The sequence below is a fragment of the Alicyclobacillus cycloheptanicus genome (genome assembly GCF_028751525.1).
Classification (GTDB): Bacteria; Bacillota; Bacilli; order Alicyclobacillales; family Alicyclobacillaceae; genus Alicyclobacillus_L; species Alicyclobacillus_L cycloheptanicus.
The window spans coordinates 1,883,241-1,898,039 of record NZ_CP067097.1 but is presented as its reverse complement, the minus strand read 5'-3'; the positions used below and the strand labels follow the sequence as shown (position 1 = coordinate 1,898,039).

Below are 14,799 nucleotides of genomic sequence, written 5' to 3'. Positions count from 1 at the left end.
GCTCAATGCAACGCCCCCCCGTCCATCGCTCTGCATCAAGGTCCTTCTCCATCGAGACGTTCCGATATGGCCACGGCCGCCTCCGCAATCCGCACAGCGATCGGATTGTTCGCCTCGAGCTCACGAGCGAACCAAGCTTGCCGTTCTTCGGATGTCATCGCGAACACGCCCAGCGGCGAGTAGACAGTGACCTTGGTGTTACCGAACCAAAGTATTTCCGTTGTCTCGGTCATCGGCTCCGCCCCCTCCTCTACCTTATGAGGAGGCAGCTTGGCCACTTGACTCGCCATCTGCATCACCACCTTCCCAGCGAAATGAGGTGCATCGCGTTCCGATCAATTTTTTCTCGCGGAGAAACTGTTCAAGAACCAATGCATTGTGCATCAGATTATCCGATTCGTTTGGAGCTTACCGACTTTCACATCGTCGGCATGCTGGACTGCGTCATCTTCGCCGAGTTCGCGGACATTGTGCCCGTCGAAACCGAGGACTTTGACTGGGGCGGCTAAACGCCTCCTGTTCAACATGGGTCGTGCGTATAATTGAGTACGACCCACGGCAAGGAGGCAGCTCAATGGCACCGTACGCCGGTTTCCCAACGGATCTTGAAAATATGGCTATGTACCTTCGAAAGTCGCGTGCGGATATGGACGCCGAAGCGCGCGGTGAAGGCGAGACATTGTCGAAACACCGTCGCACGTTGATGGAGTTGGCTAAGCGGCAGCGATACGGAATCGTTGATATTTACGAGGAGATTGTGTCTGGTGAACGAATCTTGGACCGCCCCGAGATGCAACGACTGCTGAGCGCAGTGCAATCAGGCAAATATTCGGCAGTCCTGTGCATGGACATCGACCGCTTGGGACGAGGTAACATGATCGACCAAGGGCTCATCCAGGACGCCTTTAAGTCGTCTGGCACGCTCATCATCACACCGCGTAAGGTGTACAACCTTGAGGACGAGATGGATGAAGAATGGAGCGAGTTTGAAGCATTCATGGCCCGGCGCGAACTGAAAATTATCACCCGGCGTATGCAGCGCGGTCGGCGCGACAGTTCGCGCGACGGAAAACACGTCGCCAAGAAACCGCCGTATGGTTACATGCGCGGCGAAGACCTCAAGCTGTACCCCGATCCGGAAACTGCGCCCATTGTACGCCAGATATTTGAGTGGTCAGCTGATGGGCTGGGTCAACAAATTATCGCCCGCAAGCTCACCGAACTCGGGATCCCATCTCCGTCTGGCCGCCCCTTTTGGCAACCCTCTTCCGTCTTTTCCATTCTGAAGAATCCTGTATACCGTGGACACATCGTATGGGGACGTGTCCGGTACAGCAAGCGCACAGACGGCAACCGAGGATATGACCGTAACCCACAACCGAAAGACAACTGGATCGTCAACGAGAATGCACACGAGCCGTTGGTCGACGAGGAGACCTATGCACGCTATCAGGAGGCTGTTTCGCGAAAACCCAAAGTGTCGGACAAAAGGACGCTCACAAACCCGTTGGCATCGATCGTGATCTGCTCACAATGCCAGCACGTCATGCACCGGCGCCCGCGCTATAATCGGCCTCACGACCAATTGCTATGTGTGACGCCAGGGTGTAACACCCGGGGGATCTCGTTCGACTCTGTAGAAGTACGCATCCTCAACACACTGCGGCAGATGCTGGCGGACTTTAAATTTACATACAAACAGGGTCGAAAACGCAAGAATGATGGTGAACTCGTATTATGTCGGCGCAAGGCCAACGAGTTGCAGAAATCCATGGAGGAACTGCGGGTGCAACGGAATAACCTGCACGACCTCCTGGAGCGCGGCATATACGATGCGGATACGTTTCTGGAGCGCAACCGTGTCATCACCGAGCGCCTCGAGGCGACTGAACGAGAACTTTCTAATGTCAAGGAGCGAATCGCGGACCTGGAGAAACGAGCAAACCAGGCGACGGACATCCATCCACGCCTGGTCAGCGTACTGAAGAACTACGAGAGGGCACTGACGGCGAAGGAGAAAAATGACCTTCTCAAATCCGTGATTGAACGAGTGGAGTATACACGCAAGCAGGAATGGACGAAGCGCGATCAATTCGAATTGACAATTCACCTGCGACTTTGACGCGCCGTTTGGTTATATAATGCTCATATATACTGATTCACCTCTGCGTATCCGAACATCTGAGCAATGCCGCACAACTCCGTCACCAAGCGCAAGCACTTTTCGTTGTCCGACGTGAGGTTGTCACCGTCGGAGAAGTGAATCGGGTACAGGTTGTAGCGGTCTGGCGGGTACTCGCGGTCAATCAGCCGCAGGGCGTAGTCATACGCCGACGAGCAGATGGTTCCGCCGCTTTCGCCCTTGGTGAAGAAGTGCTCCTCGCTGACCTCCCTGGCTTCGGTGTGATGCGCAATATAGCGAATCTGGACGTTGTCATACTTCGTTTTCAAAAATCGCGTCATCCAGAAGAAAAAGGTCCGTGCACAGTACTTCTCAAACATCCCCATCGATCCGCTCGTGTCCATCAGCGCCAGGACCACGGCGTTTGAGTCTGGTTTCGTCACGTCGTCCCAGGTTTTGAACCGCAGGTCGTCCGGCAGAATCCGGTGTTTGTCGCGACCCTCCATCTGGTTGCGGCGAATCGACTCGAGCAGAGTGCGCTTCTTGTCGATGTTCCCCATCAGCCCCTTCTTGCGCACATCCCGAAAATCAATGTCGGTCGTGACCACCTGTTCAGGAGCTTTGGGCTTCAAATTGGGCAGCTCGAGCTCCGCGAACAGCACCGTCTCAATGTCTTCCAGGGCCACGTCGGCCTCTGTATAGTCCTGGCCCGGCACATCTCCGGCACCCGGGCCCGCGCCCGGCTGCTGGCCGTCGGGACGGCCTTTTGCGATCACGTCGCCAACCTGCGAATCTCCGTCCCCGGAACCCGCCTGCCGATTTTTGTTGAAGTTGTACCGGAAGCGGTACTCCTCCAGCGACCGAATCGGAATCTTGACGATTTGCTTCCCGTCACTCATGATGATGCTTTCCTCGCTGACCAAATCCGACAGGTTTTCCTTGATGGCTTCCTTCACCTTATCCCTGTGCCGTTCCTGGTCCTGGTGGCCTTTCCGGTGCAAGGACCAATCCTCTTTCTGCAAACTGAACGCCATGTTCGCCATCGTCGATCCCCCCTTCATGTCGGTCAAGCCCTGCTCGGTCAACGGTTCAGCAGGCTGCCGGTGTACCGCAGCAATTCGTTGGCGCAGACGGGGCAGTACCCGTGTTCATCAATCAGCCGCGCGACCACCTCGTTCAGCTTCTTCAACTGCTGCTCATCCGGTGTCTTGGTCGAGGTCGTGATCTTCACGACGTCCTTCAAATCCGCGAACAACTTGCGTTCGATGGCTTCGCGCAGCCGCTCGTGCGAGTTGTACTCGAACTTTTTCCCGCGTCTGGCGTACGTCGAGATGCGAATCAAAATCTCCTCGCGGAAGGCGCGCTTCGCATTCTCGGAGATCCCGATTTGCTCCTCAATCGACCGCATCAGTTTCTCGTCCGGGTCGAGTTCTTCTCCGGTCAAGGGGTCCTTAATTTTCTGCCAGCTGCAGTACGCTTCGACGTTATCGAGGTAGTTCTCGAGCAGCGTCTTGGCCGACTCCTCGAAAGAGTACACGAACGCCTTTTGGACTTCCGTCTTGGCCAGTTCGTCGTATTCCTTGCGGGCCACTGCAACGAAATTGAGTAAACGTTCCTTCGCTTCCTTGGAAATCGACGCGTGCTGGTCGAGTCCGTCCTTGATGGCGCGCAGCACGTCGAGTGCGTTGATGCAGGTGGTGTCCCGGCGAATCAGCGCCGTGGAGATTCGGTTGATGACGTAGCGCGGGTCGAGCCCGGACATCCCTTCGTCGGGAAACTCCTCGCGCAGTTCCTTCAAGTCCGCTTCCTTCAGGCCTTCGACGGTCTGTCCGTTATAGAGGTGCAGTTTTTTCAGCAAATCGACCCCTTGCTTCTTCGACTCCTTCAGCCGGGTCAGGATGGAGAAGATGGCGGCCGTACGCAGCGCGTGCGGCGCGATGTGCACGTCACGCAAATCGCTTTGCTGGACAAGTTTTTCATATATTTTGACTTCTGCATCTGCGCTCAGGTTGTACGGAATCGGCATCACAATCATGCGCGACTGCAAGGCTTCGTTTTTCTTGTTGGCTACGAAGGCTCGGTATTCAGACTCGTTGGTGTGCGCAATGATCATTTCATCCGCAGAGATGAGCGCAAACCGCCCCGCCTTGAAGTTCCCTTCCTGCGTCAGGCTGAGCAGGTGCCAGAGGAATTTCTCGTCGCACTTGAGCATTTCCTGGAACTCCATCAGGCCGCGGTTCGCTTTGTTGAGTTCGCCGTCAAAACGATACGCCCGCGGGTCAGACTCGGAACCATACTCGGTGATGGTGGCGAAGTCGATGCTGCCCGTCAGGTCCGCAATGTCCTGTGACTTCGGGTCCGAGGGACTGAACGTGCCAATCCCAACCCGCCGCTCTTCCGAGAGAATCACACGTTCAACGGGAAACTGTTCAATGTCCCCGTGGTACTCCGTATCGAGCCGCAGCCGGCAGGACGGGCAGAGATTCCCTTCGATTTTCACCCCGTACGTTTGTTCGAACTCGGGTCTTAATTCGTTCGGTATCAGATGCAGCGGTTCTTCATGCATCGGGCAGCCCTTGATGCCGTACACCGCGCCGTTTGGTGTGCGGCTGTACTGCTCCAGTCCCCGTTTGAGCATCGTGACAATGGTGGACTTGCCCCCGCTGACGGGGCCCATCAACAACAAGATGCGTTTGCGCACATCAAGCCGCCGTGCCGCTGCATGGAAATATTCTTCGACCAACCGCTCCAGGGTGGCGTCCAGTCCGTACAGTTCCGTTTCAAAGAAGCGATAACGGCGCCGACCTTCAGCGTCTGTGTCAATTCCCGCTTCCGCGATCATATCGTAGATACGGGCGTGGGCCGTCTCCGCGATGCGCGGATTCTGTGCGACAAGCTCTAGGTAGTCTGCGAACGTGCCCTCCCACTGCAGTTCCTCTTCCTCGGCCCGATAAGCGTGAATGCGATCCAAAAAGCCCATACGACATCCCCCTTTGTTTGGGCCAATCGCCCATGGAGTCGGGTTCGAGGCCAGGATGGCCGGTCCCATCCTCCTCGACCGTAGAGAAGGTGCGACACGGCGCTTATCTGACTATATTCGAGCCCCCCTTGGCCACATGCCCGCCGCGCGGGTGTCCAAATCCGTCGCGCGGCTGGGATTGACGACGCCATGGCGTATTTTCACAATATGCAGAATGTATGCGGGATGTCCCTAAACGACCGTGTTGGACCGCTTGAAAAACCAGTGAACCCCTGCAAGTCGGCAGGGTTGGCCGAGGACGGCTATTCCTCGGGGTGGACAGTCTCGGAGTGGACGACCGTCTGCAGCCACATCAGTGCGTCCGGCAGCCAGGTCTGCCAAAACCCCCACACGTGGTCACCCTCCTCTTCCCGATAGGCCACTCTTGCGCCTCGCGTGACCAGGAGGTCGCGCATCGACCGATTGAGCGCCAGCAAGTTCTGGGTGCCGTGCGACGTTTTCAGGGCCGTCTCCTTCGTCCCGACCATCATATATGCCTGCAGAAAGTCAAACGATGCTTGCGCCGCAGCTTTGTGCTGCATGTGTTCGTAATAAGCGCCTGAGAACAGCAGCAGCTTGTTCACAACGTCGGGTGCCCGCATCGCCAACAGCAGGGACGCCACGCCCCCCAGCGAAACCCCCGCCATGAATCGCTGCCGGACATCCACCGGGTAGCGCGTTTCCACAAACGGCAGACACTCTTCCAGCACGAACGACTGGTAGGCACCGCTGCGCGCCCCGTCGCTCGCATAATCATCTGTCCGGCGTGGCAAGTTGACAGCGATGCCGACAATCAGCAGGGGGCTTATCTTCCCTTCGGCGACGAGTTGGTTGGCAATCGTCGCAATGCGTCCATGCGTGAAAAACTCGTTCCCGTCGTGGCAGTACACCACCGGATAGCGGCGCAGCGGGTCAAAGTTCGGTGGAAGACAGACCTTAATGGTTCGTTCTTCCTGTAAGTGGGTACTGTAATAGGTGTGTGCTTCCATCACGCGGCGGGTATACTGCGGGTCCAAATTGAGGTGCGACTCCTGGCTGGTCATGAGGTGATGCCTCCTTTAGCAGCATGTTTAAAACCCTGTGTCTCTGCATGCCCATCAGACTGTTGTATCACAACGATGCTCTGTTATATATTACAACTCCCGTACAACAGAACAGTTTTACGGGATATTTTCTAGCATTGTCAACCCGTCAAGACATCTGTATTATATAGTATGTAATGACTGTATCAATCGTCCAGCAAGCGACCCTTACCCGATGGAATCGCCAAGCATGCCTTCCATCCACGGACATGAACCGATAAGAAGAGGTGACCAACGTGAGTCTTGTCATGGAAACGAAACCGGTTCCTTACCTGCAAATTCTGGACGCAGATGGGAACGTCGTCAACCAGGAGGCCATGCCCAAGTTGTCCGACGAGCAGCTGCGCGAGTTGATGCGCCGCATGGTCTTTACGCGGGTGTGGGATCAACGCGCCGTCAAACTCACCCGCCAGGGACGACTTGGTTTCTATGCTCCCGTCGCAGGCCAGGAAGCGTCGATGATTGGCAGCGAATTCGCAACGAAGAAGGAAGATTTCATCCTCCCTGCGTACCGCGACGTGCCACAGGCGGTTTGGCACGGCTGGCCGATGTATCAGGCGTTTCTGTTCTCGCGCGGCCATCAGCACGGCGGCGAAATTCCGGAAGACGTCAACATCCTTCCGCCGCAAATCATCATTGGCGCCCAGTACGTTCAGAACGCGGGCGTGGCGATGGCCTTCAAGCTGAAGAAAGAGCGCCGCGTCGCCATCACCTATACCGGTGACGGCGGTACGTCTCAAGGCGATTTTTACGAAGGCATCAACTTCGCGGGTGCATTCCACCTGCCTGCGGTGTTTATTGTGCAGAACAACCAGTTCGCGATTTCGGTGCCTGTGCGTCTGCAGACGGCTGCCGAGACGCTCGCGCAGAAGGCCATTGCAGCCGGGATCCCGGGGATTCAGGTCGATGGCATGGATGTGCTGGCGGTCTACGCGGCGACACACGAGGCGGTCGAACGGGCACGCGAAGGAGACGGCCCGACCCTCATCGAGAGCCTGACCTTCCGCTATGGTCCGCACACCATGAGCGGCGACGACCCAACCCGCTACCGCACCAAGGACCTCGAAGAAGAGTGGGAGAAAAAGGACCCCTTGGTTCGCTTCCGCAAGTTCCTCGAAAAGAAGGGCCTCTGGTCGGAGGCAGATGAGGAAGGCGTCATCGAAGAAGCCAAGAACGCCGTGGCTGACGCACTGAAGAAGGCGGATGAATACCCAAAGATGACCGTGACGGGCTTGATTGACTCCATGTTCGCGCAGTTGCCGGACGACCTGATTCGGCAGCGCGCAGAGTGGGCTGCAAGGGAGGAAAAGTAAGATGGCGCAAATGACAATGATCCAGGCCATCACCAACGCAATGGATGTGGCGCTGGCGCAAGATAACCGCGTGCTCATTTTTGGTGAAGACGTCGGAAAAAACGGCGGTGTGTTCCGGGCGACCGAAGGGTTGCAGCAGAAGTACGGCGCCGACCGCGTGTTTGACACCCCGCTGGCCGAGTCCGGTATCGCAGGCCTCGGGGTCGGCCTTGCACTGCAGGGCTTCCGCCCCATCGCGGAAATTCAGTTTTTTGGGTTTGTGTTTGAGGCCATGGATGAAATCTGCGGCCAGGCCACGCGCGTTAGGTACCGCACCAACGGCCGCTTCTCGTGCCCCATCGTGTTTCGCGCGCCGTTTGGCGGCGGCGTCAAGACGCCGGAGCTGCACTCGGACAGCCTGGAAGGGCTGCTGGCGCAAACGCCCGGCCTGAAGGTGGTCGTGCCGTCCACCCCGTATGATGCGAAAGGACTGCTTTTGGCCGCGCTGCAGGACGACGACCCGGTCTTCTTCCTGGAGCACATGAAGCTGTACCGTTCCTTCCGCGAGGAAGTGCCGGAGGACGCCTACACCGTGCCCATCGGCAAAGCCAAGGTGCGTCGCGAAGGCAAGGACATCACCGTAATTGCCTATGGGGCCATGGTACAAACGGCGCTCAAGGCCGCAGAAGAGTGGGCGGCCAAAGGTATTGACGCAGAAGTCATCGACCTGCGGACGATTCGCCCGATTGACATTGAGACCATCGTCACGTCTGTGAAGAAGACCCACCGGGCCGTGGTTGTGCAGGAAGCTCAGAAGACGGCGGGTGTCGCTGCGGAAGTGATTGCACAGATCAACGAACATGCAATTTTCCACCTCGAAGGTCCCGTGCTGCGCATCGCGCCGCCTGACACTGTGTATCCGTTCGGTTTGATTGAAGACGAGTGGCTGCCGGATTTGAAGCAGGTCGGCACCGGCATGGAAAAAGCGTTAAGCCTGTAATCAGCGATGATGGATGGAGGTGAACACCTTGGGCATGTACGAATTTCGTTTGCCAGAGCTTGGCGAAGGCTTGCATGAGGGCCGGATCGACAAGTGGCTGGTGAAACCGGGCGACACGGTCAAAGAGGACGACCCAATCGCCGAAGTGGAAAACGATAAGGCGCTCGTCGAACTGCCAAGTCCAGTGGACGGCGTCGTGAAAGACATCAAGGTGGCAGAGGGCACCGTCGCCACGGTCGGCGACCTGCTCATCACGTTTGAAGTGGAAGGCGAAGGCAACGCGAGCGCCGCCGCCCCGGCTGCGGCGGCTCCGGAAGCACCCGCGAGTGCCCCGGCGGCTGCAGCGACGCAGTCCCCCGCACCGCAGCCCGCGGCCCCTGCGCCAAGCACCCCGGCTCAGACACCCGCAGCCGCTGCGCAAGCTGAACGCCCAGCCGCCGCGCTGCACAGCGCCGCCCATGAAGTGCTGGCGACGCCTGGGGTACGCAAGTACGCGCGCGAACATGGCGTGGACATCGCGCAAGTGACCGGAACCGGTCCAAATGGTAAAATTACCGTGGCGGACGTGGACGCATTCCTGCAGGGCGGAACCGCCGCTGCCGGCGGACAGGCGGACACGGCTGGTCAAACGACCGCAGAGGCTGCGACCGAGGCCCAGGCACCTGCCGCTGCAACCACAGCCACAGGGCCGCAGGCAGGCGAACGCGAAGAGCGCATCCCGCTCACGCAGATTCGCAAAGTCATCGCACAGGCCATGGTCAAGTCGAAACATACGGCGCCGCACGTGACCGTCATGGACGAGGCCAATGTGACCGAGCTGGTCAAGCTGCGCCAGGAACTCAAGCCGTTGGCCGCCGAGCGCGACATCAAGCTCACATACCTGCCGTTCATTGTCAAGGCGCTGGTCGCCGCACTGAAAATTCACCCGACCCTCAATGGCACTTACGACGAAGAGCGCCAGGAGCTGGTGGTGAAGCACTATTATCACATCGGAATCGCGACCGACACGGACCGCGGCCTGTTGGTGCCTGTGGTGCGGGATGCGGACCGAAAGAACATGTGGCAGATCGCAGCCGAGATCGGCGACCTGGCCGCGCGCGGCCGCGCCGGAAAACTGGCGCCGCACGAGCTCAAAGGCAGCACGATTTCCATTACGAACATCGGCTCTGCCGGCGGACTGTTCTTCACGCCAGTGATTAACTATCCGGAGTTGGCCATCCTGGGTGTCGGACGCATCACAGAGCGCCCCATCATCAAAGATGGTGAAGTTGTCGCAGCGCATATGATGGCCTTCTCGCTGAGTTTTGACCACCGCATGATTGATGGTGTGTTGGCGCAGCAATGTGTCAATGACATCAAGCGGCTGCTGGAGAATCCACGGCTGCTCCTGATGGAGGTGTAGGCATTGGTAGTTGGAGAGTTTACGGAAGAAGTCGATGTCCTGGTGATTGGTGCGGGTCCTGGCGGCTATGTCGCCGCCATCCGGGCCGCACAGCTGGGCAAGCAGGTTACGGTTGTGGACAAGGCTGAAGTCGGCGGCGTTTGTTTGAACCGCGGCTGCATTCCGTCGAAGGCGCTGATTTCTGCCGCGCATCATTACGAGGCCGCGAAGGAATCCCCGTTCCCAGGCGTAGAAACGAGCGCGAGTCTGGACTTTGCCAAGGTCCAGGAATGGAAACAGTCCGTTGTCGACAAAATGACGGGCGGCGTCAACACCCTGTTTAAGGGCAACAAAATCAACTTCGTGCAGGGTGAGGTGTTTTTCTCCAAGCCGGACGAAGTCCGCGTCATGAAGGAGCACGAGAGCGAGCGCTTCAAGTTCAAGAGCTGCATTATCGCAACCGGATCGCGATCGATTGAACTGCGGTCCATCCCGTTCAGCAAGCGGGTCATCTCCTCGACCGAAGCGCTGTCGCTCGACCATGTGCCGGAACGGCTGGTGGTCATCGGCGGCGGTTACATCGGCATTGAATTGGGCCAAGCCTATGCCAAGTTTGGATCAAAGGTGACCATCATCGAAGGAACCGACTCCATCCTGCCGACCTTCGAACCTCAGCTGTCCCGCCTGGTGCAGCGGAACCTGAAGAAGTACGACGTCGACATTTACACCAATGCCATGGCGCAGTCGGTGAAGGAAGACGAAAACTCCGCGACACTCACCTACACGGTGAACGGCGAAGAGAAGACGGTCACTGCCGACTACATCCTGGTCACCGTCGGCCGCCGCCCGAACACGGATGAGCTGGGGCTGGAGTCGATTGGCGTGAAGATCGGCGAAAAAGGCCTCATCGAGGTCGATGAGCAGTGCCGGACCAGCGTGCCGAACATTTACGCCATTGGCGACATCGTGCCCGGACCGGCACTCGCCCACAAAGCCTCCTACGAAGGCAAGGTTGCAGCGGAAGTGATTGCTGGCCGGCCGAGCGTGGTCGACTATCGTTGCATCCCGGCAGTTGTGTTCTCCGATCCGGAAATCGCCACGGTTGGTCTCAGTGAGGCCGAGGCGAAAGAGCAATACGGCGAGATCGCGATTGGCCGCTTCCCGTACGCTGCCAACGGCCGTGCCGTGGCGCTCGGCGCGGACGGCGGCAACGTAAAGCTGATTGCCGATAAGGCGAGCGGCCTGCTGGTCGGCGCACAGGTCATCGGCATCGAAGCATCCAACATCATCGCAGAACTCGGGTTGGCCATCGAAATGAGCGCGACCCTTGAGGACATTGCCCTGACGATTCACGCCCACCCGACCTTGGGTGAGATGGTGATGGAGGCGGCTGAGGTTGCGCTGGGTTCGCCGATTCATGTGATTAGCAAGTAACACACGGCACAACCACGACACAACAGTAAGAGAAAAGGGCGTCCCTCTTCCTTCGCTGCAGCGCGAATGCGAAACGCTCCGGAAGAGGGACGCCCTTGTTTCCATTTGTGCTGCCCCTTGCTGCGCATCCTTGTTCAAGGTGTTGTCACGAGCGCGTAAAGGGATTCTGACGACGGGTGTCGAATCTTGTTGGCGACAGATGTATCGTTGCTGAGCAACGGATTGAAGGCCGGGGCTCGAATGTGCGCACCTAGATAGGAGGTTTTATCCTTGAGCAAAACAGCCAGATGGTTTCTCGGCGCCGTTGGCCTTCTGTGCGTTGCCGCAATTGCGTGTGTGGTCGTGTTCAGTCACAGAAGTGCGGCTTCTGCACCCGCGAGCGCACCTGCAGCGGGCTCGAACACGCCGGCAAATCAGACCGTGAACAACGCTTCTGACGCTGCGTCCAATCCACCGGCCAACACGATTGCCAACACCTCCACGCCATCGAGTCCGTCCAATGATACAACCAACGCGACCGCTCCGGGTGGCGCGACGGACAGCGAGTCCGCCTTCACCGCTGCGGATGCGATTCGGATTGCCAACCAAATTCCTGGCATCCAAAACCTTCTGAAGACGGACAAAAACGCGGTCGCCATCCCGCAGGGCACGCATACGGACAGCAACGGGATGACCTACATTTCGCTGGAGTATGCTGACAATATGTCAAACCATGTGGCTGCACTGTATTGGATTGATGTCCGCAGCGACGGCATGGTCAGAAACGGCATGACGCAAAGCGCTTGGACGAAACCTGACCAGTTCACGCTGTCGAACTGAGTGTGAGCCGCGGTCATCGTGCGGTGATGATTCGACACCCGGCAGCAGCGCACGGCGCATGCTGCAACTTCGGAAACAAGGCCGCCTGACACCAGCAGGCGGCCTTTTCACCCTTTTGACGAAAAAATCTCAGTCAGTCTCAGGCCATGTCCGGCAAGGACTGCACAAACGTCCGTACGTCCGCCAGGGTACCTTGGTGGGTGAACGCAATGTGGGGGGCGCCGTGATCGACCAGCCAGTCTGTCACGAGAAACGTCTGCATCCCAAGGGTTCCGGCGACACCATCCTCCTGTATGTCGTTTCCAAACATCATGCATTGCGACGGCGTAACGCCGAGCTTGTCCATGATTTCAACATAATACTTCGGATTGGGCTTACAGAAGTGCGATGTTTCCATCACGGTGACGAGGTCGAACGGAATGTCCTCAATGCCCGCCCACGCCATGCGGTGGCGAACGGCTTGTTCAGGAAAAATGGGGTTCGTGGCCAGAACCAGCTGATACCCCTTGTCGACCGCCGTTCGACATATTTCCCGAGAAATAGGGCTGGGCTGTGTCAGATGACGCAGTTCCCCAAACGCCTCGCGGTAAAACGCATCGAATATTGGCCAGATTTGTTCTTCCGGCACGTCAACGATCCGAAAAAACGACGCCTTAAAGACTTCTTCATTCGTGAATGACGCGTCTTCATTGAGCATCATCGCTTGTGTGGCCTGCATGATTTGGTCGACGATCTTGCGTCGGTCGACGAGATGGGCAATTCTCGGCACGAGGGCTTCGAAGTACCCCTTGAGAAACGTGTTCAAATCCAGCGGCAGGAGCGTGCCGTCAAGGTCAAACAGCAGGGTCGTCAATTGGGTTGTCAGATGGGTTCCTCCTACCGGGTGCCGTCCGTCTCGGCTGCTGCCTAGCGCAAGCCTGGAAACCCGTTTTGACGCAAGGCTTCGAAGGCGACAATCGCGACCGCGTTCGACAGGTTCAGCGACCGGGCTTCGTCGCGAATCGGGATGCGCACAGTCGTCTCCTCGTTGGCAGCCAGGATGTCAGGCGGCAGCCCCTTGGTTTCCTTCCCAAACACCAAAAAATCATCCGGGCCGTATGTCACTTCCGTGTAGAGATGCTTGCCCTGCGTCTCGACGTAGAAAAAACGGGCGTCCGGATGCAGCGCCCACAATTCCTGAATCGAGTCGTGGTAGCGGACGTCCAGCAAGTGCCAATAATCGAGCCCTGCGCGCTTCAACTGCCGGTCGTCTGTCGAAAAACCGAGCGGACGAATCAAGTGCAGGACACAGCCTGTCACCGCGCAGGTTCTTGAGATGTTGCCGGTGTTGGCCGGAATTTCAGGTTCCACTAGGACAATGTGCACGATCTCGCCTCGCTCGTCAGGGTTCTAGCACAATTGGTCGGGCAGGTGCAGATATGCGTACCTCGTTCGCGACGTCCACGCAGGACTGTCCAAATACCGATAGTGACGATGCCAGCTCGGAACGGTATGCGCGTTGACGAGCGGATCGCCCCGTCCATCGAAATCCACCACGATGACCGAGTGTCCAAATCGCCCTGTCCCATTCCAATCGTACAGAATTAGATCGCCAACCTTCAACTCCCGGGCGGAAGAAACGACATTTGCCCCGCCTTTGTTGACCAGGTATTGATAGAGTGCGTTCGACATCGCCCAACTGTAACTCCAGTTGTTGCCGTTCGGGCTCGTTCCGCTAAAACGATACCACCACCCACTGGCGCGGTTCTGTCCGCCGGTCATCCGGAACCCGCCCGCGAGGATGCACTGTGAGATGAAGTTCGTACAGTCGTCGTCGACAAATTTGACAAAGCGCGGGTTGAAGCCGTTCCACCACAATTCCGAGTAGCGGTAGGCTCGGACCCGGTCATACGTGGTGCACGGGGCGCGAAAGCCATCCCCCCACACACCGCCGGCATGTCCGTCCGGCACCGTCGGAAAAACCGCCGCCTCAGCGTCGGCGGTTCGTCGTTCGTCTGAGGCCACATCCGCCGCGAGCTTCCAGTGACCATCTTCGTAGACCCACTTTTGCCAGTGGCGAATCCCCCTGGACTCAACCCCATAGTCCGGCCGGTCCTGATAGACCCACGTCACACATTCGTCCACAATGGCGTCGATACCGCCATCCTCTGCATTGTGCTCCAACTGCTGAATGACGACCTGCGTGTGCGCACGAAAAATCCGGCTGCGCCTGGCGCCCACTTCCCGCTGTTTGTACTTGAGCGGCTGGGACAGCACCTGCAGCGCCCGCACATTGTCTTTGACCCGCGCGGCTTGAACAACCCCCGCGAGTTCGCCCGTTACCCAGCTCTTGTTTCGCTCCTGAAAATATCGTTGTATGGTCTCCTGCAGCGCCTCGGTTTGACGCGGTTCCCGCAGGTTGTTCATTGCACGCCACCTCCACACTCGCCTACCTGTAACGTATGACGAATCGGTCCGGTGGTGACTCTATCGCTGAGGCTGCATGCGGCGGCGCCGTGATGCATCCGAGACGCTCGCGTGGACGCCCGATTTCCGCCCATCGACACGCGCCTGCGACACATTCACGAATTTTTCAGATTTGCCGCGTATGTGTGGAAAGATGACGGTTCTGTGCCGTCCATGGATGGGGCCTCATGGCTGTGATAAACTA

Annotated in this window: 13 protein-coding genes; 6 read left to right on the top strand and 7 right to left on the bottom strand. The window is 57.9% G+C overall.

Annotated elements, in window-relative coordinates:
- Positions 1 to 35: 35 nt before the first annotated feature.
- On the bottom strand, positions 36 to 290 hold the full coding sequence (locus JI721_RS08775) for a hypothetical protein (protein WP_274454500.1): 255 nt from the start codon (positions 288 to 290) through the stop codon (positions 36 to 38).
- A gap of 284 nt (positions 291 to 574) precedes the next feature.
- Between JI721_RS08775 and JI721_RS08770 the strand changes: the two genes are divergently transcribed.
- On the top strand, positions 575 to 2,122 hold the full coding sequence (locus JI721_RS08770) for a recombinase family protein (RefSeq protein ID WP_274454499.1): 1,548 nt from the start codon (positions 575 to 577) through the stop codon (positions 2,120 to 2,122).
- Positions 2,123 to 2,145: 23 nt separating this feature from the next.
- Here the strand turns inward: JI721_RS08770 and yhbH are convergent, their stop codons facing one another.
- From yhbH to JI721_RS08755, 3 genes are all read right to left on the bottom strand, one after another.
- Positions 2,146 to 3,165, bottom strand: a complete 1,020-nt coding sequence (yhbH, locus tag JI721_RS08765; protein WP_274454498.1) for a sporulation protein YhbH — start codon at positions 3,163 to 3,165, stop codon at positions 2,146 to 2,148.
- 38 nt (positions 3,166 to 3,203) lie between these two features.
- A complete protein-coding gene (locus JI721_RS08760; RefSeq protein WP_274454497.1) occupies positions 3,204 to 5,102 on the bottom strand; it encodes a PrkA family serine protein kinase in 1,899 nt (632 codons plus the stop codon).
- A 302-nt stretch (positions 5,103 to 5,404) separates the two neighbouring features.
- Entirely contained in the window at positions 5,405 to 6,184 is a 780-nt protein-coding gene (locus JI721_RS08755; RefSeq protein ID WP_274454496.1) for an alpha/beta hydrolase, read from the bottom strand.
- A gap of 287 nt (positions 6,185 to 6,471) precedes the next feature.
- On the opposite strand from JI721_RS08755, the gene pdhA reads away from it, so the two are divergent.
- From pdhA to JI721_RS08730, 5 genes are all read left to right on the top strand, one after another.
- Positions 6,472 to 7,536 carry a pyruvate dehydrogenase (acetyl-transferring) E1 component subunit alpha gene (pdhA, locus tag JI721_RS08750; protein ID WP_274457765.1) on the top strand — a complete coding sequence of 355 codons (1,065 nt, stop codon included), beginning with the start codon at positions 6,472 to 6,474 and terminating at the stop codon, positions 7,534 to 7,536.
- 1 nt (position 7,537) lies between these two features.
- Positions 7,538 to 8,515, top strand: coding sequence for an alpha-ketoacid dehydrogenase subunit beta (locus tag JI721_RS08745; protein ID WP_274454495.1), 978 nt, complete (start codon positions 7,538 to 7,540; stop codon positions 8,513 to 8,515).
- Between the two features lie 28 nt (positions 8,516 to 8,543).
- Complete coding sequence (locus JI721_RS08740; RefSeq protein ID WP_274454494.1) at positions 8,544 to 9,917, top strand: dihydrolipoamide acetyltransferase family protein; 1,374 nt, start codon at positions 8,544 to 8,546, stop codon at positions 9,915 to 9,917.
- A 3-nt stretch (positions 9,918 to 9,920) separates the two neighbouring features.
- On the top strand, positions 9,921 to 11,330 hold the full coding sequence (lpdA, locus tag JI721_RS08735; protein ID WP_274454493.1) for a dihydrolipoyl dehydrogenase: 1,410 nt from the start codon (positions 9,921 to 9,923) through the stop codon (positions 11,328 to 11,330).
- Positions 11,331 to 11,600: 270 nt separating this feature from the next.
- Positions 11,601 to 12,149 carry a hypothetical protein gene (locus tag JI721_RS08730; protein WP_274454492.1) on the top strand — a complete coding sequence of 183 codons (549 nt, stop codon included), beginning with the start codon at positions 11,601 to 11,603 and terminating at the stop codon, positions 12,147 to 12,149.
- A gap of 139 nt (positions 12,150 to 12,288) precedes the next feature.
- Here the strand turns inward: JI721_RS08730 and JI721_RS08725 are convergent, their stop codons facing one another.
- The 3 genes from JI721_RS08725 to JI721_RS08715 are packed head-to-tail and all read right to left on the bottom strand — an operon-like array spanning position 12,289 to position 14,555.
- Positions 12,289 to 13,002: an HAD family hydrolase gene (locus JI721_RS08725; RefSeq protein ID WP_274454491.1), complete on the bottom strand. Its 714-nt coding sequence runs from the start codon at positions 13,000 to 13,002 to the stop codon at positions 12,289 to 12,291.
- 53 nt (positions 13,003 to 13,055) lie between these two features.
- Positions 13,056 to 13,514, bottom strand: coding sequence for a tRNA (cytidine(34)-2'-O)-methyltransferase (locus tag JI721_RS08720; protein WP_274454490.1), 459 nt, complete (start codon positions 13,512 to 13,514; stop codon positions 13,056 to 13,058).
- 24 nt (positions 13,515 to 13,538) lie between these two features.
- The gene (locus JI721_RS08715; protein WP_274454489.1) at positions 13,539 to 14,555 is read right to left on the bottom strand and encodes an amidase domain-containing protein; all 1,017 of its coding nucleotides are present in this window, start codon (positions 14,553 to 14,555) and stop codon (positions 13,539 to 13,541) included.
- Positions 14,556 to 14,799: the final 244 nt, after the last annotated feature.